At 67.3% G+C, this 22,003-nt stretch carries 24 protein-coding genes and 1 pseudogene; 10 read left to right on the top strand and 15 right to left on the bottom strand.

The genetic code is table 11. The features are described 5' to 3' along the window. The first annotated feature begins 5 nt into the window (after positions 1–5). Positions 6–1,145, top strand: a complete 1,140-nt coding sequence (locus M2650_RS13795; RefSeq protein ID WP_249475470.1) for a YkvI family membrane protein — start codon at positions 6–8, stop codon at positions 1,143–1,145. After that, a complete protein-coding gene (locus M2650_RS13790) occupies positions 1,145–2,731 on the top strand; it encodes a serine hydrolase (protein ID WP_249475468.1) in 1,587 nt (528 codons plus the stop codon). The genes M2650_RS13795 and M2650_RS13790 overlap by 1 nt, the downstream gene beginning before the upstream one ends. Before the next feature lie 47 nt (positions 2,732–2,778). Here M2650_RS13790 and M2650_RS13785 read toward each other — a convergent pair whose 3' ends face one another. Then, entirely contained in the window at positions 2,779–3,996 is a 1,218-nt protein-coding gene (locus tag M2650_RS13785) for a serine hydrolase domain-containing protein (protein ID WP_249475466.1), read from the bottom strand. Positions 3,997–4,220: 224 nt separating this feature from the next. On the opposite strand from M2650_RS13785, the gene M2650_RS13780 reads away from it, so the two are divergent. Continuing rightward, positions 4,221–5,432, top strand: a complete 1,212-nt coding sequence (locus M2650_RS13780) for an MFS transporter (RefSeq protein WP_249475465.1) — start codon at positions 4,221–4,223, stop codon at positions 5,430–5,432. A 69-nt stretch (positions 5,433–5,501) separates the two neighbouring features. Here the strand turns inward: M2650_RS13780 and M2650_RS13775 are convergent, their stop codons facing one another. Beyond that, positions 5,502–5,726, bottom strand: coding sequence for a hypothetical protein (locus tag M2650_RS13775; RefSeq protein ID WP_249475464.1), 225 nt, complete (start codon positions 5,724–5,726; stop codon positions 5,502–5,504). Between the two features lie 210 nt (positions 5,727–5,936). On the opposite strand from M2650_RS13775, the gene M2650_RS13770 reads away from it, so the two are divergent. Further along, on the top strand, positions 5,937–6,704 hold the full coding sequence (locus tag M2650_RS13770; protein WP_249475461.1) for a DUF72 domain-containing protein: 768 nt from the start codon (positions 5,937–5,939) through the stop codon (positions 6,702–6,704). Here the strand turns inward: M2650_RS13770 and M2650_RS13765 are convergent. Together M2650_RS13765 and M2650_RS13760 are read right to left on the bottom strand one after the other, a co-directional pair. Beyond that, positions 6,654–7,646 carry a hypothetical protein gene (locus M2650_RS13765; protein WP_249475459.1) on the bottom strand — a complete coding sequence of 331 codons (993 nt, stop codon included), beginning with the start codon at positions 7,644–7,646 and terminating at the stop codon, positions 6,654–6,656. The two genes, M2650_RS13770 and M2650_RS13765, sit on opposite strands and share 51 nt — an antisense overlap. Further along, on the bottom strand, positions 7,613–8,554 hold the full coding sequence (locus tag M2650_RS13760) for a tetratricopeptide repeat protein (protein ID WP_249475457.1): 942 nt from the start codon (positions 8,552–8,554) through the stop codon (positions 7,613–7,615). The genes M2650_RS13765 and M2650_RS13760 overlap by 34 nt, the downstream gene beginning before the upstream one ends. Positions 8,555–8,862: 308 nt before the next feature. Here M2650_RS13760 and M2650_RS13755 point away from each other — a divergent pair, with 308 nt between their 5' ends. After that, the gene (locus M2650_RS13755) at positions 8,863–9,075 is read left to right on the top strand and encodes a DUF2188 domain-containing protein (RefSeq protein ID WP_249475455.1); all 213 of its coding nucleotides are present in this window, start codon (positions 8,863–8,865) and stop codon (positions 9,073–9,075) included. A gap of 164 nt (positions 9,076–9,239) precedes the next feature. Then, positions 9,240–9,671: a hypothetical protein gene (locus M2650_RS13750; protein ID WP_249475454.1), complete on the top strand. Its 432-nt coding sequence runs from the start codon at positions 9,240–9,242 to the stop codon at positions 9,669–9,671. A gap of 4 nt (positions 9,672–9,675) precedes the next feature. Here the strand turns inward: M2650_RS13750 and M2650_RS13745 are convergent, their stop codons facing one another. From M2650_RS13745 to M2650_RS13730, 4 genes are all read right to left on the bottom strand, one after another. Continuing rightward, the gene (locus M2650_RS13745) at positions 9,676–10,953 is read right to left on the bottom strand and encodes an acetamidase/formamidase family protein (RefSeq protein WP_249475452.1); all 1,278 of its coding nucleotides are present in this window, start codon (positions 10,951–10,953) and stop codon (positions 9,676–9,678) included. Between the two features lie 142 nt (positions 10,954–11,095). Then, positions 11,096–11,470 (bottom strand): YciI family protein, encoded by a 375-nt coding sequence (locus tag M2650_RS13740; protein WP_249475450.1) that lies wholly within the window; start codon positions 11,468–11,470, stop codon positions 11,096–11,098. A gap of 136 nt (positions 11,471–11,606) precedes the next feature. Further along, positions 11,607–12,164 (bottom strand): cysteine hydrolase family protein, encoded by a 558-nt coding sequence (locus tag M2650_RS13735; protein WP_249475448.1) that lies wholly within the window; start codon positions 12,162–12,164, stop codon positions 11,607–11,609. Positions 12,165–12,184: 20 nt separating this feature from the next. Then, positions 12,185–12,535 carry an antibiotic biosynthesis monooxygenase family protein gene (locus tag M2650_RS13730; protein ID WP_249475447.1) on the bottom strand — a complete coding sequence of 117 codons (351 nt, stop codon included), beginning with the start codon at positions 12,533–12,535 and terminating at the stop codon, positions 12,185–12,187. Positions 12,536–12,655: 120 nt separating this feature from the next. On the opposite strand from M2650_RS13730, the gene M2650_RS13725 reads away from it, so the two are divergent. Both M2650_RS13725 and M2650_RS13720 read left to right on the top strand, forming a co-directional pair. After that, complete coding sequence (locus M2650_RS13725; protein ID WP_249475445.1) at positions 12,656–13,090, top strand: Lrp/AsnC family transcriptional regulator; 435 nt, start codon at positions 12,656–12,658, stop codon at positions 13,088–13,090. Between the two features lie 170 nt (positions 13,091–13,260). Beyond that, positions 13,261–13,578, top strand: a complete 318-nt coding sequence (locus M2650_RS13720) for a carboxypeptidase-like regulatory domain-containing protein (protein WP_249475443.1) — start codon at positions 13,261–13,263, stop codon at positions 13,576–13,578. 54 nt (positions 13,579–13,632) lie between these two features. Here M2650_RS13720 and M2650_RS13715 read toward each other — a convergent pair whose 3' ends face one another. The 5 genes from M2650_RS13715 to M2650_RS13695 form a co-directional block, all read right to left on the bottom strand. Continuing rightward, positions 13,633–13,893 carry a DUF3297 family protein gene (locus M2650_RS13715; RefSeq protein WP_249475442.1) on the bottom strand — a complete coding sequence of 87 codons (261 nt, stop codon included), beginning with the start codon at positions 13,891–13,893 and terminating at the stop codon, positions 13,633–13,635. A 49-nt stretch (positions 13,894–13,942) separates the two neighbouring features. After that, on the bottom strand, positions 13,943–14,410 hold the full coding sequence (msrB, locus tag M2650_RS13710; protein ID WP_249475441.1) for a peptide-methionine (R)-S-oxide reductase MsrB: 468 nt from the start codon (positions 14,408–14,410) through the stop codon (positions 13,943–13,945). Between the two features lie 54 nt (positions 14,411–14,464). Further along, positions 14,465–14,869 carry a DUF3037 domain-containing protein gene (locus M2650_RS13705; protein ID WP_249475440.1) on the bottom strand — a complete coding sequence of 135 codons (405 nt, stop codon included), beginning with the start codon at positions 14,867–14,869 and terminating at the stop codon, positions 14,465–14,467. Continuing rightward, positions 14,856–15,629 carry a HipA family kinase gene (locus tag M2650_RS13700; protein ID WP_249475438.1) on the bottom strand — a complete coding sequence of 258 codons (774 nt, stop codon included), beginning with the start codon at positions 15,627–15,629 and terminating at the stop codon, positions 14,856–14,858. The genes M2650_RS13705 and M2650_RS13700 overlap by 14 nt, the downstream gene beginning before the upstream one ends. A 111-nt stretch (positions 15,630–15,740) precedes the next feature. Then, entirely contained in the window at positions 15,741–16,025 is a 285-nt protein-coding gene (locus M2650_RS13695) for a DUF4031 domain-containing protein (protein WP_249475436.1), read from the bottom strand. 187 nt (positions 16,026–16,212) lie between these two features. Between M2650_RS13695 and M2650_RS13690 the strand changes: the two genes are divergently transcribed. Further along, entirely contained in the window at positions 16,213–16,635 is a 423-nt protein-coding gene (locus M2650_RS13690; protein ID WP_249475433.1) for a PepSY domain-containing protein, read from the top strand. Positions 16,636–16,787: 152 nt separating this feature from the next. Here the strand turns inward: M2650_RS13690 and M2650_RS13685 are convergent, their stop codons facing one another. Beyond that, complete coding sequence (locus tag M2650_RS13685) at positions 16,788–18,935, bottom strand: hypothetical protein (RefSeq protein WP_249475431.1); 2,148 nt, start codon at positions 18,933–18,935, stop codon at positions 16,788–16,790. 109 nt (positions 18,936–19,044) lie between these two features. On the opposite strand from M2650_RS13685, the pseudogene M2650_RS13680 reads away from it, so the two are divergent. Continuing rightward, positions 19,045–20,907 (top strand): annotated as a pseudogene (locus M2650_RS13680) (ABCB family ABC transporter ATP-binding protein/permease); the annotation flags it as partial. A 347-nt stretch (positions 20,908–21,254) separates the two neighbouring features. On the opposite strand, the gene M2650_RS13675 reads toward M2650_RS13680, so the two are convergent. Beyond that, positions 21,255–21,809, bottom strand: a complete 555-nt coding sequence (locus tag M2650_RS13675; protein ID WP_249475428.1) for a DUF3016 domain-containing protein — start codon at positions 21,807–21,809, stop codon at positions 21,255–21,257. Positions 21,810–22,003 lie beyond the last annotated feature (194 nt).

Below are 22,003 nucleotides of genomic sequence, written 5' to 3'. Positions count from 1 at the left end.
TCGCCATGACCCCGACGCCGACATGGTTCCAGCGTTTCCTGCTGCCGGGCTTCGCGTTCAAGGCGGTGGTCATCGGCGGAGGCTACGCCACCGGGCGCGAGTTGGCCGAATTCTTCCTGCCCAGCGGGCCGCAGGGCGGCGTGATGGGCATGCTGCTCGCCATGGCGATCTGGAGCGTGGTGTGCGCGGCCACCTTCATGTTCGCGCAGGCGACCGCGTCGTTCGATTACCGCAGTTTCTTCCGCAAGCTGCTCGGCCCGTTCTGGGGCTTGTTCGAGGCGGCGTACGTGTTGTTCATGGTGCTGATCCTGGCCGTCTTCGGCGCGGCGGCCGGCGCCATCGTCAAGGCCATGTTCGGCTGGCCGGAAATCGCCGGCACGCTGTGCCTGATGGCGGGCATCGGCCTGTTCACCGCGTTCGGCAACAGTTCGGTCGAGCGGTTGTTCAAGTGGGTGTCGTTTTTCCTGTACGGCGTGTACGCGCTGTTCGTGGCGCTCGCGCTGTCTGCGTTCGGCGACCGCGTCGCGCAGAATTTCTCGGCGCCGGTCGCCACCGACGGCTGGGCGCTGGGCGGACTGACCTACGCCGGCTACAACATCATCGGAGCGGTGGTGATCCTGCCGATCGCGCGGCATTTCCTGGGCCGGCGCGACGCGCTGGTCGCCGGCCTGGTCGCCGGTCCGCTGGCGATGCTGCCGGCGCTGCTGTTCTTCGTCTGCATGATCGCCTGGTATCCGCAGATCGGCGCGCAGACGCTGCCGTCGGATTTCATGCTGCAACGGCTCGACCGGCCGCTGTTCCATCTGCTGTTCCAAGCGATGATCTTCTCGGCGCTGCTGGAAAGCGGCACCGGCGCCGTGCATGCGCTCAACGAACGGGTGGCGGTGGCATGGCGCGCGCGCAGCGGCCGCGCCTTGCCCCATTTCGGCCGTTTCGGCATCGCCGGCATCCTGTTGGTGGGATCGATCTTCATCGCCGACCGCTTCGGCCTGGTCGCGCTGATCGCGCAGGGCTATCGCGCGCTGGCCTGGTCGTTGCTGATCGTCTACGTGTTGCCGCTGCTGACCCTCGGCGTCTGGCGGCTGTGGCGCCATCCGTATCGCACCGTCGTTCCCTCGCATTCCGATTCGTTCCGGAGATCATGATGCCTTCCATTCCGAAAATGCTGCATGCGGCCGCCATCGCGGCAGGCTTGTCGATCGCGTTCGCCGCATCGGCCGAGGCGCCGCCGGACCTGGATGCGCGGGTCGCCGAGGCGATGCGCGCGACCGGCGTGCCCGGCATGGCGGTGGCCATCGTCGAGCAAGGCAAGGTCGTGCACGCCAAAGGCTATGGCGTGAGCCGGTTGGGTTCGCCGGAACCGGTCGATGCCGACACGATCTTCCCGACCGGCTCGACCGGCAAGGCCGTTACCACCGCCGCGCTGGCGGTGCTGGTCGACGAAGGCAAGATCGGTTGGGACGACAAGGTGATCGACCATCTGCCGGGCTTCCAGATGTACGACCCGTGGGTGACGCGCGAGATGACGATCCGCGACCTGCTGGTTCATCGCAGCGGCCTGGGCCTGGGCGCAGGCGACCTGATGTTCGTGCCGCGATCCTCGCTCAGCCGCGCCGAAACCGTGCGCCGCCTGCGCTACATCAAGCCCGCCACCAGCTTCCGCAGCGGCTACGCGTACGACAACCTGCTGTACGTCGTCGCCGGACAATTGATCGAAGAAGTCAGCGGCCGGACCTGGGAAGCGTTCGTGCGCGAACGCGTCCTCAAGCCCGCCGGCATGAGCGCATCCACCACGGAGGATGCGGCCTATTTCGCCACCGCCAACCGCGTGCAGCCGCATGCGCGCATGGACGGCGGTTTCCGCGGCATCGGAAACCAGGAAGTGCTCGACGAAAGGAAGGGCCTGGGCCGCAATGCGGCGCCGGCCGGCGGCATCTCCTCGAGCGCGGCCGACATGGGGCGCTGGCTGGCCATCCAGCTCGCGCGCGGCGCGTTGCCCGACGGCAAGCGCTTGTTCAGCGAAGACGCCTCGCGTCAGATGTGGCTGCCGCAAGTGTTGGTGCCGATCGCGCCTTACCCGGCGCCGATTGCCGAAGCCACCCCGCAGTTTTCCGCCTATGCGTTGGGTTGGAGCGTGCGCGACTATCGCGGCGCGAAGATCATCGAGCATGGCGGCGCGGTGTTCGGCGTGCAGACCATGGTCGTGCTGGTTCCGGACCGGCAAGTCGGCTTCTCGCTGCAGATCAATTCGGAAGACGGCGTGCTGCTGCGCGGGCTGATGTTCGAATTGCTCGACCATTACCTGGACGCGCCGAAACGCGATTGGGTCGCCGATTTCGCCGCCTTCAAGAAGGCCCGCGACGCCAAGATGCTGGCCGCAGCGGGCGGCGGCGATGCGCAGAAAAAGCCGTCGCGTCCGTCGCTGCCGCTTGCCGGTTACGCCGGCAATTACGCCGACCCATGGTACGGCCCGATCGTCATCCGCCATGAGAACGGCCGCCTGCGGATCGATTTCAAGCAGACGCCGGACATGGCCGGGACGCTCGAGCATCGGCAGTACGACACCTTCCGCACGCGCTGGGACGATCCGAGCATCGAGCCGGCCGATGTCACCTTCGCGCTCGATGCGCAAGGCAAGGTGGATCGCATCACGATGAAGGCGTCGTCGCCGCTGGCGGACTTCAGCTACGACTACCACGACCTGTTGTTCACGCCCCAGCGGGATGAGTGAGCGACGGTGGTTGCGGCGGCGGCGCCGATCGTGCGCCGCATCCGCGACTATCGGGCGTTGCCGCTCGCGAGCGATTCCTCCACCGCGCTGAATGCCGACTTTTCGCCGGTCCGCGCTTCCGGCAGACCCGTAGCGAAATAGGCCACGCCGGTGCCGGACTTGCGATCGATCCACAGGCCGGAGACCAGGCCGTAAGCCGAACCGGAATGGCCGACGCGCGCCACGCCGTCGCCGAACGGATCGTCGTGGCACTCCTTGCCTTTCGTCGCCAACGTTTGCACGGCCAGGCCGTAGCGGCAGAAAAAGCCCCGCGGCGGTTCGCCGCCGAGGTCTTCTTCCGACGTCATGCCGTTGCCGGGCGCATACGTCCACACAGGCTGGGTCAGTGTGCGTACCGATGCCGGCGTGAGCAGGCGCACGCCATCGACGCTGCCGTCGCCGAGCAGCAAGCGCCCGATCTTCGCCAAACCATTCGCGGAAATGCGCAAGCCGCCCTGCGGCGAAAACAGCGAGCCGTTGGCGCCGGCGCGCCAGCGCGACAGGTCGCAGCTGCCATCGGTGGCTTTGTTGACCGGGCATCCCGGGTTGCGGCCCTGGTGATCGTCGCGGACCGGTTTGCCGCCGGCGTCGTACAGCACCACGGCGCGCGCGGCAGTGGCCTCATCGCACATGGCCCAGTTGAAGCAGGCCTTCAGATCCAGCGGCTTCAGCACCAGGCCGTCCATCAGCTGGTCGAAACGCTCGCCGGTGGCTTTCTCCATGATCGAAGCGACCAGCGGGAAGTTGAGATTGGCGTAGCGGAAGTAGCTGCCGGGCGCGTGCTCGCCGTCCCAGGCGCGCGGGTCCTTCAAGGTGTCCTGCAACTGGCCGTCGAGAGGTATCGCGTAATAGCCGGCCGCATCGGTGAGGCTGGAGCGGTGCGACATCAGCAGCCGCAGCGTGATCGGCGTGTCCGGATAGTTCGGGTGGCGCAAGGTCCAGCCCAGAAGTTTGGAGACATCCGCGTCGAGGTCGAGCTTGCCGGCTTCGACCAATCGCATCACGCCGATCGCGGTGACCAGCTTGGAGATCGATGCGACGCGCACGGGGTCGTCGGCATCGACTTCGCGCTTTGCCGCAACGTCGGCCAGGCCGGAGGCGCGGGTCGCGGTGATGCCGTCGCGATCGAAGGCTACGCGCACGGTGGCGACCGGCTCGGCGGCGTGGGCGGCGCCGGCAAGTGCGATCGCCGCCGCCAACAAACGGCATGACAGGTTGCGTGTCATCGTCAATTCTCATGTGTGGACGACAACGAGCGTACCGGAACAAGCTCGTAGCCCGCTCGTAGCCCGGGTAAGCGCAGCGCACCCGGGGGACCAGGTCGCGCCGCGATTCCCGGGTGCGGCCTTCGGCCTTACCCGGGCTACGCGACACAGTGGTGTGCGAATAGCGGTTTTAATGGATGCTGCAATGCACAATAATAACCGTCACCCCTTTCTATGGACACTTCATGGCGGCCACCGGCACCGCATCGGCATCACCCCTCACCCGGCGCGGCGTGCAGCTGATCCTGTTCGCATTGGCGATGGGCGGTTTCGCCATCGGCACCAGCGAATTCGTGGTGATGGGGCTGATGCCCGACATCGCGCGCGGGCTGGCGGTCAGCGAGCCGCAGGTCGGCCACGTGATCAGCGCCTATGCGCTGGGCGTGGTGATCGGCGCGCCGCTGCTGGCGATCCTCGGTGCGCGCATGCGGCGGCGGCCGTTGTTGCTGGCGTTGATGGCGTTCTATGCGCTGGGCAATATCGCCAGCGCGCTATCGCCGAATTACCACGCCATGCTGCTGTTCCGCTTCATCGCCGGCCTGCCGCACGGCGCGTACTTCGGCGTGGCCGCATTGGTGGCCGCGTCGATCAGCCCGCCGGAACAACGCGGTGTGGCCGTCAGCCGGGTGCTGTTGGGATTGGCGATCGCGCTGCTGATCGGCAATCCCTTGGCGACCTGGCTCGGCCAGACGTTCGAGTGGCGTTACGCGTTCGTGCTGGTGGCGATGATCGCGATGCTGACCGTGGTGCTCGTCGCGCGCACGCTGCCGCCCGATCCGAACGAGCCGCGGCAGGATCCGATCCGCGAACTGCGCGACTTCAACCGCACCCCGGTATGGCTGGCGATGGGCATCGGCGCGATCGGCTTCGCCGGCATGTTCTGCGTGTTCAGCTATCTGGCGCCGACGATGATCCACGTGACCGGCGTACCGGAGTCGTGGACGCCGTTCGGGCTGGTGGCGTTCGGCGTGGGCGGCATCATCGGCAATCTCGCCGGCGGCTGGTTGTTCGACCGGTTCCAGTTCCGGGCGGCCGCGATCGTGCTGGTGTGGTCGGCGTTGCTGCTGGCGGCGTTCCCGTTCGCCGCGCATTCGATGTGGACGATTCTGCCGGCGGTGGTCGCGGTCGGCACCATGGGCGCATTGGCGCCGGTGCTGCAGGCGCATCTGATGGATGTCGCCGGCGGCGCGCAGACCTTGGCGGCCGCATCCAACCATTCCGCATTCAATGCCGCCAACGCGCTGGGTCCATGGCTCGGCGGCATGGCGATCACCGCGGGTTACGGTTGGACATCGACCGGCTACGTCGGCGCCGCCACCGCCATCGGCGGATTGCTCATCTACGCCTGGGCGGTGCGCGATGCGCGCCGGCTGCGCATCGCCGAAGAGGCTTGCTGACACGCAGCCTGCGCTGCCTTATCTGCCGCGTCATCGTCATCGAAGCGGCCCGCCTGCGCACGGCTGCGTTCAGCGGCAGATGCGGCCGGCCGAAACCGGCGCATCGATCACGGCGTAGGCCGTGCCGGCCTCGACGGCGGTGCGGTAGGCCGGGGGCGGCGCGATGTCGCTCCTTTCCTGCGCGGAAGCCGGTGCGGGAACCGCTGCCGCGGGATCGCGCAGCAAGGCGGTGAAGGAAGCGGCGGATAGCAATAGCGCCAGCACGGCGCGGATGGCCAAAGTGGTGGTGAGCATGTCGGTTCTCCGGTGGGCCCCTCGGCGCTCGTCGCCGAATGTCGGGCTTTGTAAGGGCGACGAACCGCGCCTGCCGGAATCGACAAGCTTCTGCGAAAAATCGCCGGCGGCGACCGGCCCTCGCCGATCCTGGGGATCGGGCCCGTTCACGCCGCCAGCGAACCCCGTCTGCTGTCATGCGGCCATGCTGGCGATACCGAATATGCCGGGATGAAAACGATGCCGCGCATCGGTTGCGCCGGCTGGTCCATTCCAGCCCGGCATCGGCCCTTGTTCGGCGCCGGCGACAGCGTGCTGGCCTGCTATGCGACCCGGTTCGACGCGGTGGAAGTGAATTCATCCTTCTACCGGCCGCACCAGCGCAAGACTTACGAACGCTGGGCGCGATCGGTGCCGGCGCATTTCCGGTTTTCGGTCAAAGCGCCCAGGACGATCACCCATGACCTGCGGCTGGAGCGGACTGGCGCCGCGTTGGATCGCTTCGTGGAGGAAATCGGCGGCCTGGGGGACAAGCTCGGCGGCGTACTGGTGCAGTTGCCGCCGAGCCTGGCGTTCGATGCCCGGATCGCGGCGAATTTTTTCGGGATGCTAAGGCGGCGGTCTTCCGCGCGAATCGCCTGCGAGCCCCGCCACCGCAGCTGGTTTTCCGATGCGGCGCAAGCGCTCTGGCGGCGTTACCGCATCGCGCGCGTCGGAGCCGATCCTGCGCTGTGCGATGAAGCCGCAGTCGCAGCCGGGACGGGAACGTGGCGCTACTGGCGCTGGCATGGTTCGCCGCGCATGTACTACAGCGCTTACGAGGACGCGGCGCTGCGCGCGCTGGCCGCGGACGTCGCTGCGGAATCGATGTCCGGAACCGAACCTTGGATCATCTTCGACAACACCGCATTGGGTCATGCGATCGGCGACGCGTTGCGCCTGCAGTCGTTATTCGCCGGGCGAGCGCGCAGCGGACGCTCCGCCGAGCGCCGCCGCTAGTCGCGTCCGGTCGAACAGCGATTCCGGTTCCCGATCGCGCAACGGATCGCCCCAGCGCGGCATGCGCGCCAGCCACGCCGCGATGCGCGAGGCCGCATCGGGCCGGCCGGCACCGACGGCATGTTGCAGGGCGGCCAGTTCCAGGTCCGCGTCGCGCAGGAACCGCCGTTCGCGCGCGAACTCCGGCGCCGCATAGCGTTCGTCGATCATGCCTAACGCCGTTCGCGCGGCCGACAGCATCAGGTGCGCGGTGGCGGGATCGCGCGCGTCGAGCGCGTATTGCGCGGCTTGCGCAGCGGCGCGCGCGTCCGACAGGTAGGTCGCCAGTGCGATCGGTTGCGACTGCGCCGGCGGACATGCCTGCGACGACACTGCGCGCACGTATTCGGCGATGCCGTCCAGAGTCAGGGCGGCGGGTTCGGGCCCATCGAATTCCTGGACGATCAGGCCGCGCACGAAGGTTTCCAGCGCGCGTCCCTCGCGTGCTTTCGGGACTTTGAGTGTTTGCGCGGGGCCGGCCAAGTCCGGGATGGCGGTCGGATTGTCGACGCCGTCGCCGCGGTGCGAACTCATCAGCGACGAAGTCACGTCCGCCGTGCCGGGTGCGCCCGACAAGCCGGCGAAACTGAAATCGGGATTGCCGCGCCCGTTGCGATGGCAACTGTCGCAGGACAGGCCGGCGCGCGCGGCTTGTCCGCCGAGCAGCAGAGGCGTGCGGAAAGCGGCGCGGCCGATCGCGATGCGGCGCGCGGTTTGCGGATCGTCGTTCGGCGCCAGGCATTCGCTCGGCGCCTGCGCGAGCGCAGGCAGCCGGCGCTCGGGCGGCAGCCAGCGCGCGGCGCGCAGCGGCGCCTGCGTCGCCGCCGCCGCTAGCGCGGATGCGCACGCGGCGGCCAGCAACGCGCCGGTCAGGAAGCGTCGGGTTTCGCCGCCGCGATCCATCGGCGCAGTTCGTCCGCCTGCGCGCAGCCGAAGCTGCAGACGTTCTCCAGCTTGGCGAGCATGCGTTTCGCGCCTGCCAGGTCGCCGCGTTCCACCATCAATTCGCCGTAATATTCGGTGGCGCCCAGGTGATCCGGCGCGGCGGCGAGCGCCTGCCGGTAATAGTCTTCGGCGACGGCGTAACGGCCGAGCTTGCGGTTGGCGTAACCCAGGTAGGTGAGGATGTCCGGATGCGGGCCGAAGGTGCGCGCCGAATCGTTCAGCGCGGCGATCGCGCTTTCGTACTTCTTCTCGTTGATCAGCGACACCGCTTGCAGGTAGGCGCGATCGCCGCGTTCGTCGCCGGCGGCCAGCACATCCTGCGCTGCGGGCAATTGCGACGTGGGCGGGCCGCCGAGCGCGGCTTCGACCGCGGGGATGGCGGCTTTCAGGTCCGCGGCCTGCGGGCAGGCGTCGGCGCAGGCCGCCGCGCGCTGTTTGAGATCGTCGAGTACGGCCTTGGCCTTGTCGGGCTTTTCCAGCTTGGCCCAGGCGATGCCCAGTTCCTGGTGCGCCGGGATCAGGTTGTCGTCGTACTTGATCGCTTTTTCGAAGAGGCGGCTGGCTTGCTTCAATTCGCCCAGGCCGGCACGCGCCAGACCGGCCATGTAATTGGTGTTGGGGTCGCGCGGCAGCGATTGCAGCACGCGTCCGAAGGCGCGGTCGGCGTCCTTGTAGTTTTGCGCCTGCAGGGCCTCGAGGCCTTTCTTGTATTCGGCGGTCGGGTCGTAGCTGCGCGCGCTCATGCTGGGGGCGCTGTTGGGCTGCACGTTTCCGCCACCGCCGCCGCCATCGGCCGGTGCGGGCGGCGCGGACAGCAGCAGTGCGGCGCCGAGCGCGGCGCCCGCGAATTTCGGTGCGGAAGTCATGACGGTTTCCTCCGGTAGGTGAGGGCACTACAAAGGACGGGGAGCGGGGGCGCTCGCCGGATTCGGACAGCATCGGCCACGATAGCCGGCACGGGAACGTTACACCCGCCGATGCAGGACCGATCACCCACTTACGGCTAGTCCGACGACTGGCTAAAGAGGGGTGAACGCGCCTGTCGACAGCCGCCGCGGCCTGCCCGCCTGTAGGAGTTCTCCTACAGCCGCCCACGTCTTTAGCCTATGCCATCCAGGCAACTGTGACGGCATCTTGATTCCGCTTGCAATGCCCGTCACGCAAGGGGGTCGCGATGGAACGCCATTTGATCGTCATCGAATCTTCGGGAATCGGCTGGCGCGTCGCCGACGACAGCACCGCATCCGAAACTTTCGCCACCAAGGCCAAGGCCATCATGGCCGCGTACATGCGCGCGTCGGAACGCCAGCAGGCCACCGGCCGCGCCGTGGCGATCAAGATGCCGGACGGCTGGGGCGGCACGGTCGTGGTCGGTTCCGAGGCGTAACGCCGGGACAAGGTGTCAGGGTCCTCTATTCAGGCGGCTGTGCGGCCGGCGTCACATGCGCCAGGCGCGGAAGGACTACCATGGCGGCAGCACGCCTACGCCGCCAGCCGTCCAGTGCCGGCGCCCGCGATCTTCAAGTCGCTCCTTCCCCGAGTCCCCGAACCATGTCGCACACCCATGCCCCCGGGCTGGTGCTCCATATGTATCCCGAAGTCCTGCTGAAGTTCGGCGCCAGCCATACCGTCGAGCCGCGCGACGCTGCCGCCGCGCAGCATTACTTCGTCTGTCTGTCCGCCGATGCGAACGCAGGCCTGTGGACGCCGCTGTACCAGACCCGCGGCGATCATCGCCTGGCGATACCCGAGGCGGCCAAGTCCGGGCATGCGCGCTGGACGCGCGGTCCTTCGTACTACGATCCCGACGAGCTGTGGCGCATTCCGCACAAGGCCGCGCAGCGCGGCGCAGCGGCGGCGATGGACCAGTCGGGTCCGAAGTCGGCGAACACGGTGGCGCTGTCGTCGCTGCCCAGCCGCGCGCAATTCCCGTCGGACTCCGCGCTGCGCACGGGCCAGGACGCGGATTCGGGTTACCGGTAACGCGCTATTTCGCCGGCATCCTGGCGAGTCCGGCCAGACGCTGCTTGTCCAGCTTCGCCACGACGCCCACGCTGCGTCCGGCCAGGTTGGCGACCTGGTATTGCACGGCGCTGCCGAGGATCTGCGCGCATTCGGACAGCGTCAGGCCGTAATCCTGCTGCAGCCATTGCACCATGCCGCCGGTCGCGGCGCGCAGCGCATCGTCCAGCGAGCCGGCCTGGCCCAGCACCATCCATTGCGTCGGCGATTCCACGCGCGGCATCGCGATCGACTTGCCGCGCAGCAGGTCGACGGTGAACTCGACGTCCATCGACGTTTCCAAGCCGTATTGCGAGGTCTCGCCGTCGCCCTGCGCCGCATGCGCATCGCCCAGGTACAGCAACGCGCCGGGCTGCATGACCGGCAGATAGACGGTATTGCCCTCGATCACTTCGTTGAAGTCCATGTTGCCGCCGAAGCGGCCGGTGTCGCCGGTGGATATCGGCGCCGAGCCGAAACCCGGCGCCACAGCCAATCCGCCGAGCATGGGTCGCAGCGGTACGCTGAATTGCTTGAGCTTGCCGGCGGCACCGGCGGGATAGGCGACGCCGCGCGTGCGATCCAGCGTCCAGCGCACAGGCTTGCCCAGATCGCCGGCCTTGGCGGCGAGCCCCGGGCCGAGCGCGCGCCCGACGATGCCGTCCAGACTGTCGGCGTAGCCGCGGTTCAGGCGCAAGCGATCGATCCTGATCGCCAGCGTGTCGCCGGGCTGCGCGCCGGCCACGAAGAACGGTCCGGTCTGCGGATTGCCGAACAAGGCCTTGGTAATGCCTTTCTCGTCGACGCCGCCCGAATCGAGCGTGGTGGTATGCACGCTGTCCTTGGGCCAGATCGTCAGCACCGGCTTGCGGTGCGGGGAGAATTCGTTGGAATACGAATCCGGCGCGTAGACGTGACGCCGCGGCGGGCCCGGCGGACGCGCCGGTATGCGTTGCGCGCGGAAGGCGTGGCTGGCGCGCGCTTTCGGATCGTTGGTGTCCGGCATGTCGACCGTGCCGGTTAACGCATCGTCTTCGATGTTGCCGATATAGGTGGCGCTCGCCCGGTTGGCATCGGTAACGGTGAAACGGATCCGGTTGCCGTCGCGCATGCCGCGCAACGCGTCGCCGTCCAGCGTGCCGGTCAGTGCGCCGCGGTCCTGCGCGAGTTCGAGCGTCTGGTAGACCGGGTTGCCCCACAGGTCGACGGCGACGACCCAGCTTTCGCGCGCATGGTCCTGCGCTTGCGCCGCGGCTGCGGCCAACAAAAGCCATCCAGCGATGAATTCCCGCATTCCATTCCCCGCGATCGCCGCAACGATAGCGGCAGCAGTCCGAATGGATGTTTGCGGGCGCCGAACCGTCGCAGACGGCCCGGTCCCATCGAATGGGGCGGTTCTGCGGCGATCAGGCGCCGACGGCGCGCCTGACCACATCCAGGTCCTTCACCGCGCGGACTTCCACGCAACCGGTGCTGGCCCACGGGAATTTGGATGCGATCTCGACGGCCTCTTCCATGTTCGCCGCCTCGATCAGGTTGAAGCCGCCCAGGATCTCCTTGGTTTCGGCGAACGGTCCGTCGACGACAGTCGTGCGGCCGTTGCGGATGCGCACGGTCTTGGCCGCTTTCGCCGCCTCCAGCTGCTGCGATTCGAGCAGACGGCCGCTGGCGCGCAACTCGTCGGCATGGGCGAAGCAGTTGCGCATCATGGTGTCGGCCTCGCTTTGCGGCAGGCCTTCGAGCAGCGAATCGTCGTTGTAGATCAGGGCTAGGAATTGCATGGCGTCCTCCAGGCAGGCCGACACAAGTAAAGCGATGCGTGTCCGCGGTCAAGTGCCGGGTGGCCGGTGCCGCATTCGCCGTTCACGGCCACGCATGCGATGCAGGGATTGTCCCGCCGGCGGGACGCCGCGATCGCTACAGCCGGGCGATGAGATCGTCCGTGTCGAGCACGTCGGCGAATTCCGCGCGCAACGTGGCCAGGTGGGCGCGGCCGATGTCTTCCGCGGCCAGGGTGCCGCCCTCGCCATCGGGCAGATCGAAGCAGGCGCAGGCGTCGCCGACGACGGTCGTGCGGTAACCCAGGTTGCTGGCCACGCGCGCGGTCGTGGATACGCACATGTCGGTGCTGATGCCGAACAGCACCACGCCGCTCGCGCCGAGGCGACGCAGCCGCAGGTCCAGGTCGGTGCCGATGAACGCGGCGTTGACCGATTTGCCGACGACCGGTTCGTCCGCCAGCGGTTCGAAGCCTTCGCGGAACGCGTTGCCCTGATGCGTCGGACGCAACGAAGAACCCTCGACGATCGAATCGTGCCGCACGTGGATCAAGGAACGTCCGCTGGCGCGCCAAGCGGCGAGCAGGCGCCGGCCGTTGGCTTCCATGGCGGGATTGCCGCGCCGGCCCCACGGCGGATAGTCGAAACCGCGTTGCACATCGATGGGAATCAGTACCGTGGTCTTGTCCAAAGTCATGGCGATGTCGTCCTGGGGCGTCAATCGTGGTCGCGGCGCACGCCGCCGTAGGCGCGCTCGACGCGGGCGACGCGTTGTTCGAAGTGTTCGTACCAGTGGTTATTTCCGTTGCGGCGCGCGACGATGTGTTCGGCGTGGTCTCGCCAGCGCGCGATCGCCGCTTCGCTTTCGAAATAGGCGACGGTAATGCCGAAACCGGCGGCGTCGCGCGCGGACTCGAAACCCAGAAAGCCCGGTTGTTCCTGCACCAGTTCCACCATCCGGTTCGCGGCGGCTTCGTAGCCTGCCGCGTCCACGCCGCTCCGTTGCGAAGAGAAGATCACCGCGTAGTACGGCGGCGCCGGCAGCGCCGCGAAGCGGGGGAAGGGCATCGGTTTTTGCTCGGGTCGGCGGATGCGGCACTGTGCCGGTTCGCATCTGCCGGTCTCAACCCGGCACAATGCCGGCGGCGCCGGCGATCCGCCGGCGCACCTCCAGGAAAACGGTGCGGCATGAAAGCTCTCGACGATATCGACCGCAAGCTCATCGCGCTGCTCCAGGACAATGCACGGCTGTCCACGGTGGCGCTCGCCAAGGCGGTGGGCCTGTCGCGCAGCACCGTGCAGGAGCGCCTGCAACGCCTGGAGAACGCAGGCGTGATCGCGCAATACACCGTGCGTCTGGGCAGCGGCGGCGATCCCCTGCAGGCTTGGCTGCTGTTGCGCTACGCCGACGGGTTCAGCTGCGACGATGTCATGCCTTCGCTCGCGCGGTTGCCGCAGGTGCAACAGGCGTTCAGCGTGGCCGGCGAAATCGATCTGGTAGTGCTGGTATGCGCCGATACGCCGGGGCAGCTGGCCGACTTGCGCGAAGCCATCGCGATGCTCAAGGGCGTCGACGACGTCACCACGTTGACGGTGTTGCGCACTACGCTCGATCGGCGCTGAAGCTGCAGCGGACCGTTCATGATGCGCCCTTGTCGCGGTGACCTTCGGCACGGTTTCCGGAAGCATCGCTTGTTTAGAATCGCCGCGGGCGATCGAGCGATTGCCTGTCTGGCGCCGCAAACGCGCCAGGAAAGAGAATCACCCCACCGCGACACCAGTCGAGAACCGAAATGAACTCCGCCATCCGCAATCATCTGAAGCGCCTTGCGTTAGGCGCGACCCTGGCTCTGGGCGTTACCGCCGGCGCCCAGGCGCAACAAGCCTCCGGCAACATCATGGGCGAAGCCGTAGCCGGCGATACCGTCGTGGTGCACAACCCGGCGATCGGCTTCCATCGCGAAATCAGCGTCGAGAAGGACGGCAAGTACAACCTGCGCCGCGTGCCGATCGGCATCTACGAAGTCACGGTCAAGCATGCCGACGGCAGCCAGACCGTACCGACCAAGCAGATCCGCGTGCAGTCGGGCACCACCGCGCGCGTCCAATAATCGGTTGAAGCCCGACGCTTATGCGACAAGGCCGGCGATCGCCGGCCTTGTCCGTTACAGGTCCGTGCTCGCGTCGGGAGGATCGCGAAAATAGACTTCCACCGTTCCCTTCACTTTGAGCGTCATCGGATTGCCGCGGCGGTCCAAGGTCTTGCCCACCGGCAACCGCACCCAGCCCTCGCTGACGCAATACTCCTCGACATTGGTTTTTTCCACGCCGTTGAAGCGCACGCCGACGCCGCGTTCGAGCGCGGCGGCATCGTGGAAGGGGCTGCGTTCGTCGCTGGAAAGGCGGTCGGGCGGCGTGTCGGACATCGGTCTGCGCGTCGGGTGGAATTGGTAAAGGATAACGCCTGGCGCGCGATCAAGCCGCAGGCGCCGCTTCCGCGCCGCCGCGCCGCAGCGGATCGGGCAGGGCATCGCCGTTCGGCGTGAAGCCCAGCGATACCGAGTTGAGGCAGTGCCGCTCTCCGGTCGGCGGCGGGCCGTCCGGGAACACGTGGCCCAGGTGGCTGCCACAACGCGCGCAGACGATTTCGGTGCGGATCATGCCGTGGCTGGTGTCGCGGATCTCGCGCACGTGCGCGGCGTCGTAGGGCTGGAAGAAGCTCGGCCAGCCGGTGCCGGAATCGAACTTGGCGCTGGAGCGGAACAGCGGCAGGCCGCAGAAGCGGCAGGTGTAGACGCCGTCGCGCTTGTTGTCCAGGAATACGCCGCAGAACGGCGCCTCGGTGCCGTGCGCCAGCAGCACGTGGCGTTCTTCGTCGCTGAGCGCGGCGGTCAGATCGCTGCGCTGCGCATCGGTGGGCGGGGTCAGATCGAAGGCGGTCATGGCGCTTTCCTCGGCGTTCGTTCGGTTACTGAGATGCGACCGCGGACCCGTGATTCAAGGGGACGGCGCGGACTTCACGCGGACCATGCGGTCCAGCAGGTGTTCCATGGTCGCGGCCATGTCCGCGCATTTGCCCATGTGCACGGGCGAAGTTTGGATGATCGCGCTGCGTTTGGCGGTGAGCCAGTGGAAGCGCGCGCGCAGCGGCAACTGGCCGATCGGTCCGCTGCCGGCGCCGCCGCGGCAGATCGCCGGGATGGTGTCGAGATGGCGGCGCAGCGCTTCGATGTCGATGCCGGGGTCCAGCGCCGACACGCGTGCGGCATCCAGTTCGATCCGCGCTTCCAGATACTGGTTCGATTCGCACGACAGGATGATGCCGACGTTGACGAACTCCTCGCGCTCCACGCGCGGCACCACGCGGATCACCGCATAGTCGTAGGTGTCATGCGCGCGCACGGACGGCCTCCTCGACGAAACGTTCGCGTTGCGCCAGCCTCTGGACCAGGTAATCGGCGTAGGCCGCGCGTTGCGCATCCGGTGCGGCGAAGGCGTCCGCGTCCTGCAGCCACGTGTCGGGCAACTGCGCGACGATATCGGCGATGGTCTCCGGCGTCAGCTTCGCGGCCAGCGCCGCATCGGCTTCGTCGATCCTGTCCGCCCACGGCAACAGCACATGGTCTTTGATCAGCGGAAAAGGATTGCCGGCATTGGCCGCGCTGCCGTCCCAGCCATGGTGGAAGTACAGCGCGGCGCCGTGGTCGATCAGTTGGAGCCGCCGGTGCCACACCAGCAGGTTGGTGTTGCGCGCGGTGCGGTCGACGTTGCTGACGTAGGCGTCGAACCATACGATCTGCGAGGCCAGCACTGCGTCGGGTTGCTCCGCTACCGGATCGAAGGCGGCCGCGCCGGGCAGGTAATCCAGCGCCAGGTTGAGGCCGGCGCTGGCGCGGATCAGGTGCTGGATTTCAGGATCGGGCTCCGTACGCGCCAATCCGGGATCCAGGTCGACGAACACGATTTCCGGCACGGGCAAGCCCAAGGCGCGTGCGATTTCGCCCGCCACCCATTCGGCCACGAGCGCTTTCGCGCCCTGTCCGGCGCCGCGGAACTTGAGCACGTACAGGCCGTCGTCGTCGGCCTCGACCACGGCCGGCATCGAGCCGCCTTCGCGCAGCGGCGTGACGTAACGGGTGGCGGTGACGGTGCGCGGCGTCATCGGCCAAGCATAGCCGTTTGCTCTTCGTAGAAGCGGCTTCAGCCGCGAGCTTGATCCCGAATTCGCGCGAGCTTGGGAAAGAGCTCGCGGCTGAAGCCGCTCCTACGAAAGCTAGCGGCTTTCGTGGCGGCCTTGCGCCTTCGCCTTGCGGATCACGGCACGCACCAGATCCCGGTCGGTATGCCGCGAGATCGCCACCGCCCCCAGCGCGATCGCACGCTCGCGCAACGCGGCCGTGACGTCGTAATGCGCGCCGCTGGTCTTGTCCTGGAATGCGCGGCGCGGGATGCCGAGCGCCGCCGCGAAGGCGTGCAGCTCGTCCAGCGTGTCGGCCATCAGGTGCGCCCAGCGTTCGCCGCGCCACAAGGTGACGGCGTCGTCGACATAGACGGTCATGGCCTACCCGTTGCGGTGCTGCGCGTCATGGGGCACAGCATAGCGAAAGATGAACGGAGACAATGCCGCGCGGCGCATCGCTCGCAACGCGCGCCTGAACGGACTCGTTCGCGAACCGCTTTATTCACGCGATATTGTTCCTGCGCGGACAAGACTCCGTCTCCGGCAAAGTGGAAAGGAGGTTGCGATGAAGAAGCATTTCGCCGCATGCGCCCTGGCGCTGGCATTCGCGTCCGGCGCCGCCTGGGCGCAGGAATCGCTGACGGCGCCGCAGGTGCGCGCCAAGCTCACCGAACAGGGCTATACGAAGATCAACGACGTCAAGTTCGAGGACGGCGTATGGAAGGCCGACGCGCGCAGCGCCAACGGCAACCGGGTCGACGTACGCATCGATCCCGCCACCGGTAGGGTCTATCCGGACGAGCAGATCGCCAACATGAGCGAAGCCGACGTGCGCGCCGCGCTGGCGACGGCGGGATACACCAACGTGCACGACGTCGACTACGAGGACGGCATCTGGAACGCCGAGGCGGACGATCCGGCCGGCAAGGATGTGGAAGTCAAGATCGATCCCAATACCGGCAAGGTGATCGGCAAGGAAAAGGATTGACGGCGTATCAGAAGTTCTTAGCCCCTCTCTCATCGGGAGAGGGGTTGGGGTGAGGGTTCGGCGGAGTCGCGAATGTTCCAGCGTTCGTGGCTTCGCCGAACCCTCATCCGCCCTGCGGGCACCTTCTCCCGAGGGGAGAAGGAAAAAGCAAGTCAGCCCGCGTCGCGGATCGCCATCTGCCCGGGAATCGTGCGGCCCGTCTGCAGGCTCATGCCGAGCAGGTCCTCGGCCATGTGGAACTGATAGAAATCGTTGGAGACGATGCGGTACACGTCCTCCGGCGTCTTGGCCGCGGCCAGCGATTCCTCCATGCCGAACGCGACCACCGGATCGCGGTCGAGCGCGTCCAGCTTCTCCTGGCCCTGCAGGCCGCGCACGTAATCGCGGGCCTGGTCGCGCAGCGCCATCAGGTCGGCGGTGCTGAAGGTCAGTTGCACGTGCTGGTCGCCGTCGAAGCGGCCGTACGAGGACTGCGGGTTCGACAGGTCGCGATGGTAGGCGTCGTTGAGATACGAGGTCAGCGTGGAATCGTAATTGCCCAGCACGACGCGCCATTGCGTCTGCGCATCGATCGGCTTCCCATCCGGCCCGATGTTGAAGCTCACGTCGCTGACGTGGTTGTTGCCCAGCGCATAGGTATTGCGCTGCTCGATGGTGCCGTCCTGCCAAGTGGTGCGGGCGATGGTGAGCTGGCTGTCGCTGCTGCCGCCCAGCTCGAGTCCGCCGACCTGCACGCCGATGAAGGCCGCATGCTCGCCGGTGTAGATGCTGGTGGTGCCCGATTGCTGCACGCCGGGCGGGCTCCAGCCGGGCACTTGGCCGGTGCTCATGAACTGCTGGTAGGCGGCCTGGCCTTCGCTGGTGCTCAGGTCGATGCGGGCGACCGACATGTTCTGCGTCTCGGACTTGTGTTCGGTGGCCAGGCCGATCGCGAGCGTGCCCTGGCGGCCCAGGCCGAGGAACATTTCGTTCTCGACCGTCTTGACCGGACCGGAATACACCTCGACCACCGAACCTTCGAGACGGCGCACGCCGAAACCCATGCCCTCCAGATTCGTGGTGCTGCCGCCGACGGTGAACGCTTTGTAGGCCGCTTCCCATTCCGAACCCTGCAGGCTCTGTCCGCGGATCAGCACGGAGGTGCCGGTGGGCATGTTGAGCGGATCCAGCGGATTGGGCGCGGCCTCGAGTTGGCCGTTCGCCAGTTGCGTGCCTTGCTGCGGCGTCACCACCGCTTCGTAGGTCAGGCGCGCGCCGCTGAATTCATGGTACGAACCCGATACCGGCAGGCCGCGCACCAAACGGCTCAGCATCGGCGAGCTGTCGGACAGCGCCCGCACCGAATCGGGCAACTGACCAAGACGATCGGCCCACTTGTACAGCTTGCCCAGCGGCGTGCGGCCGAAATCGATGCCGGCCTCGCCCTGGGTCTGCACCGACATGCGGAACTGCTGGGTCTGCTCGAAGTTGACGCCGGTCTGCACGTCCGAAAGCTCGGTCTTGCCTTCGACGGCGACGCCGGCTTCGCCGCGCACGGGCACGAACGACGGCGTGCTCAAGCCGCCCGCGCCGGTGTTGAAGGTGACCTGCGAGCCGGGATTGATCAGCGCGCCCATCATGTCTTCGGGCACGGTGGACAGGATCCGGTAACCGGCCGCGACCTGTTCCGGCGTGGCGTTCGGCGGCAGGTCCACGCCCAGCAGCGCCAGCGCGCCGCGCATCTGCGGCAGCGGCACCTGTTGCGGATCGACGCGCGCCGGCGCATCGGTCAGATACGACGGGATCTGATTCGGCTTGTCGGTGGCTTCCGCGACGATGCGGTTCAACTCGCGCACATAGGGATCGCTGTTGAAGTACTGCAGCGACTGGCTGTACTCGTAGCTCGCGGTCGCGCCGTTGAGGCCCGCGAAATCGCTGCGCTGCGGCGCCATCCGGTCGAGCGCGGCTTGCGCCGCCTCGGCGCGGGTCTGGTTGAAGGTCTGGGCGCGGCCTTCGTAGACCGATTGCGCGGCATAAGACGGCATGCCGGCCAGATCGCTGGTATCGGGCACCGGCAAGGCGTGGATCGCCTGCACCGCTTCCTGCGGCGTCGTCGCTTCCGCCGGCGTGCGCGCGGGCGCGGCGGCAGGCGCCGTCGGCGCAGGCGCCTCGGCCGGGGCCTGCTGATCGGCCAGATAAGCCTGCTTGATCGCCTGCTGGTCCTCCGGCGGCAAGTGGGCATAGGTTTGCGAATTGACGCCGTAGATCTCGCCCATGGCGATGCGCTCCCGCAGGTCGTGGATAGTCGAAACGATAGGCACGGGGCCAGCCGGGAGGTACTAGGGGCGACCCTAGCGGGACGGACCGTTCGCGCGGCTTCCGCTTGCTTCGCATGCCCGGCGCCACCATCTTGGACGGATGGCCGAGCCCGTTGTCCCCAGCGCCCCCGAAACCGAACACGACGGCACCATCGGCTCCGCCCCGGTCGCCCGCGCCGCCACGGCGCGCGGCGAATGGCAGGTGATCCGCGACCTGATGCCCTTCCTCAAGCCTTACAGCGGCCGCATCGCGCTGGCCCTGGCGCTGGTGATCGCCGGCAAGCTCGCCAACCTGACCGTGCCGATGGTGCTCAAGCGCCTGGTCGACGGTTTGGACGTCGAACCGACCTTGTTGGTGTTGCCGGTGGCCCTGCTGGTGGCCTACGGCGCCTCGCGGCTGTCGGTGACCCTGTTCACCGAGCTGCGCCAGGTCGTATTCGCCCGCGTCATGGCGCGGGTATCGCGGCGGGTCACGCTGCAGGTGTTCCGCCATCTGCACGCGTTGTCGCTGCGTTTCCACCTGGCGCGCCGCACCGGCGGCGTGGCGCGCGACGTCGAGCGCGGCGGCACCGCCATTTCCGACCTGCTCGACTGGACCCTGTACACGATCCTGCCGACCGCACTCGAAGTGCTGCTGGTCACCGGCGTGCTGGTCTGGCTGTACGACTGGGGCTTCGCCGCGATCACCTTGGTCACGCTGGCCGCGTACATCGTGTTCACCTTCTCGGTGACCGAATGGCGCACGCGCTATTACCGCGCCGCGGTCGAAGCCGATACGCACGCCAACGAACGCGCGGTCGATTCGCTGCTCAATTACGAGACGGTGAAGTACTTCGGCAACGAGGAACACGAGGCGCGCCGCTACGACGAGAACCTGGTGCGGCTGGAGAACGCCCAGGTCAAGAGCCGCAAGACCCTGGCCGTGCTCAATCTGGGCCAGACCGCGATCGTCGCGATCGGCGTGACCGCGATGATGTGGCGCGCCGCCGCCGGCGTGGTCGCCGGCACGATGACGATCGGCGACCTGGTGCTGGTCAACGCATACCTGTTGCAGCTGTCGGCGCCGTTGAACATGCTCGGCATGATGTATCGCGAAGTGAAGCAGGCCTTCACCAACCTGGAGCGCCTGTTCGGCCTGCTCGACGAGCGCCAGGACGTGCAGGACCGCGACGGCGCCGTGCCGCTGCGCGTATCGCAGCCGCGGGTGGCGTTCGAGCGCGTGCGCTTCGCCTACGATGCGCGGCGAGAGATATTGCAGGACGTGAGCTTCGAGATCCCGCCCGGCGGCACCGTGGCCGTAGTGGGGCATTCGGGCTCCGGAAAATCGACGCTGGCGAGGCTGCTGTACCGCTTCTACGACGTCGACGCCGGCCGCATCGCGATCACCGACGACGAAAGCGTCGCGCGCGACATCCGCGACTACACCCAGGCCAGCGTGCGCGGGGCGATCGCGATCGTGCCGCAGGACACGGTGCTGTTCAACGACACCATCTACTACAACATCCTGTACGGCCGCCCGGGCGCGAGCCGCGAGGAAGTGGAGCGCGCCGCGCGCGCGGCGCACATCCACGACCTGATCGTGTCGCTGCCGGACGGCTACGAATCCGAAGTGGGCGAACGCGGTTTGAAATTGTCCGGCGGCGAGAAGCAGCGCGTGGCCATCGCCCGCGCACTGCTGAAGAACCCGGCGATCCTGATCTTCGACGAGGCTACTTCGGCGCTGGATTCGAAATCGGAAAAGGCGATCCAGGCCGAGCTCGACCGCATCGCGATCGGCCGCACCACGCTGGTGATCGCGCACCGGTTGTCGACGGTGATGGATGCCGACGAGATCCTGGTGATGGATGCCGGGCGCATCGTCGAACGCGGCGGCCATGCGCAGCTGATGGCGACCGGCGGGCACTATGCGCAGATGTGGCGGCTGCAGCAGCAGGAACAGCGCGCTGCGGCTGAGCAGGCCGAAGCGGCGGTTTAGGGCTGTTGGGCGCCGTGGCGCGGCGTTTGTGGGCGCGCTTCTCGTGGGAGCGGCTTCAGCCGCGAGCTCTTCCCATCAGGCTCGCGCGGACATGACTCAAAAAGCTCGCGGCTAAAGCCGCTCCCACAAGGATCCTGAGCCCGATGAGCTCTCACCGCCGCCTGGATCTCCGGCGGCGCGAACCTGAGATCGCAATCCGCCCGCGCGGGCATGTTGGTCGCGAGCAACGCGACGATCGTTAGGGCAATTCGAAATCCGGCAGCGCGCATGGGTCCGATCCGCAGCATCGATGCCACGGATCGTGCGCCGCACCGTCCGCAGGCGCTATCCGGATCTTGCGCTGGCGCTCACGCGTCCGGCCGCTTGAACTCCTTGGACAGCCAGTCGTCGATCAGGCGCTTCTCGTAGCGCAGGTTGTCGCTGCTGCCGGCGGTCGGCGTGTTCATCAGGAAGGCCAGATCGGTCAGCTTGCGCTCGCCCTGCGCGATCACGCGGCCGTCGGCGCCTGTCAGCGTGAAGCTGAGCTCGATCCGCGGCGGATAGATGTCGCGCACGAAGCGCGTCGAACTCACGTTGGCACCGCGCCAGGGTTCGAACTGACCGGCGCGGCGGATGTCGTTGATGGTCACCGACATCCGGTCGCCTTCCGGCAGGCGTTGTTCGGCGCGTTTGCGCACGTACTTGGCTATCTGCTGCACCCAGTCGCCGCGCCTGGCTTCCCAGCGGTTGTTGCTCTGCCGTATTTCGGAAAACTGCGCGGGGTCGGTCCAGCTGACGTCGACCCGTCCTTCGGCCGGCAGGCTGCGTGGCGCCTTGGGATCGGTCACGTCGGAGCTGGCCGCGGCCGGCGCAGCCAGCAGCAGTCCCACAAGCAGCGTGGGCGCGAAAGATGAAAATTTCATGGCGATACTCCATCCGCGAGCGGTGAATCCGATTTTGAGCGCCTTCGACGCAGCCGCAAGCATCCAAGGTTAGGAATCGCTTCGGCCGTTGGCGCGCGTTCAAGATCGGGTAAGCGGGCGTTGGGCAGACAGGTGTTCCCGGAACGGCGTCGAAACTAACGGCCGATCGTTCCTTCGCGTACGACGCCTGATGC

The sequence above is a fragment of the Luteimonas galliterrae genome (genome assembly GCF_023374055.1).
Taxonomy (GTDB): domain Bacteria; phylum Pseudomonadota; class Gammaproteobacteria; order Xanthomonadales; family Xanthomonadaceae; genus Luteimonas_C; species Luteimonas_C galliterrae.
This window is presented reverse-complemented; position numbering and strand designations above follow the sequence as displayed.

What these genes read in the sequence shown, in the direction of transcription:
- M2650_RS13795 (WP_249475470.1), top strand. Translation starts at nt 6, where the DNA reads ATGACCCCGACGCCGACATGGTTCCAGCGTTTCCTGCTGCCGGGCTTC.
- M2650_RS13790 (WP_249475468.1), top strand. Translation starts at nt 1,145, where the DNA reads ATGCCTTCCATTCCGAAAATGCTGCATGCGGCCGCCATCGCGGCAGGC.
- M2650_RS13785 (WP_249475466.1), bottom strand. Translation starts at nt 3,996, where the DNA reads ATGACACGCAACCTGTCATGCCGTTTGTTGGCGGCGGCGATCGCACTT.
- M2650_RS13780 (WP_249475465.1), top strand. Translation starts at nt 4,221, where the DNA reads ATGGCGGCCACCGGCACCGCATCGGCATCACCCCTCACCCGGCGCGGC.
- M2650_RS13775 (WP_249475464.1), bottom strand. Translation starts at nt 5,726, where the DNA reads ATGCTCACCACCACTTTGGCCATCCGCGCCGTGCTGGCGCTATTGCTA.
- M2650_RS13770 (WP_249475461.1), top strand. Translation starts at nt 5,937, where the DNA reads ATGAAAACGATGCCGCGCATCGGTTGCGCCGGCTGGTCCATTCCAGCC.
- M2650_RS13765 (WP_249475459.1), bottom strand. Translation starts at nt 7,646, where the DNA reads ATGGATCGCGGCGGCGAAACCCGACGCTTCCTGACCGGCGCGTTGCTG.
- M2650_RS13760 (WP_249475457.1), bottom strand. Translation starts at nt 8,554, where the DNA reads ATGACTTCCGCACCGAAATTCGCGGGCGCCGCGCTCGGCGCCGCACTG.
- M2650_RS13755 (WP_249475455.1), top strand. Translation starts at nt 8,863, where the DNA reads ATGGAACGCCATTTGATCGTCATCGAATCTTCGGGAATCGGCTGGCGC.
- M2650_RS13750 (WP_249475454.1), top strand. Translation starts at nt 9,240, where the DNA reads ATGTCGCACACCCATGCCCCCGGGCTGGTGCTCCATATGTATCCCGAA.
- M2650_RS13740 (WP_249475450.1), bottom strand. Translation starts at nt 11,470, where the DNA reads ATGCAATTCCTAGCCCTGATCTACAACGACGATTCGCTGCTCGAAGGC.
- M2650_RS13735 (WP_249475448.1), bottom strand. Translation starts at nt 12,164, where the DNA reads ATGACTTTGGACAAGACCACGGTACTGATTCCCATCGATGTGCAACGC.
- M2650_RS13730 (WP_249475447.1), bottom strand. Translation starts at nt 12,535, where the DNA reads ATGCCCTTCCCCCGCTTCGCGGCGCTGCCGGCGCCGCCGTACTACGCG.
- M2650_RS13725 (WP_249475445.1), top strand. Translation starts at nt 12,656, where the DNA reads ATGAAAGCTCTCGACGATATCGACCGCAAGCTCATCGCGCTGCTCCAG.
- M2650_RS13720 (WP_249475443.1), top strand. Translation starts at nt 13,261, where the DNA reads ATGAACTCCGCCATCCGCAATCATCTGAAGCGCCTTGCGTTAGGCGCG.
- M2650_RS13715 (WP_249475442.1), bottom strand. Translation starts at nt 13,893, where the DNA reads ATGTCCGACACGCCGCCCGACCGCCTTTCCAGCGACGAACGCAGCCCC.
- msrB (WP_249475441.1), bottom strand. Translation starts at nt 14,410, where the DNA reads ATGACCGCCTTCGATCTGACCCCGCCCACCGATGCGCAGCGCAGCGAT.
- M2650_RS13700 (WP_249475438.1), bottom strand. Translation starts at nt 15,629, where the DNA reads ATGACGCCGCGCACCGTCACCGCCACCCGTTACGTCACGCCGCTGCGC.
- M2650_RS13695 (WP_249475436.1), bottom strand. Translation starts at nt 16,025, where the DNA reads ATGACCGTCTATGTCGACGACGCCGTCACCTTGTGGCGCGGCGAACGC.
- M2650_RS13690 (WP_249475433.1), top strand. Translation starts at nt 16,213, where the DNA reads ATGAAGAAGCATTTCGCCGCATGCGCCCTGGCGCTGGCATTCGCGTCC.
- M2650_RS13675 (WP_249475428.1), bottom strand. Translation starts at nt 21,809, where the DNA reads ATGAAATTTTCATCTTTCGCGCCCACGCTGCTTGTGGGACTGCTGCTG.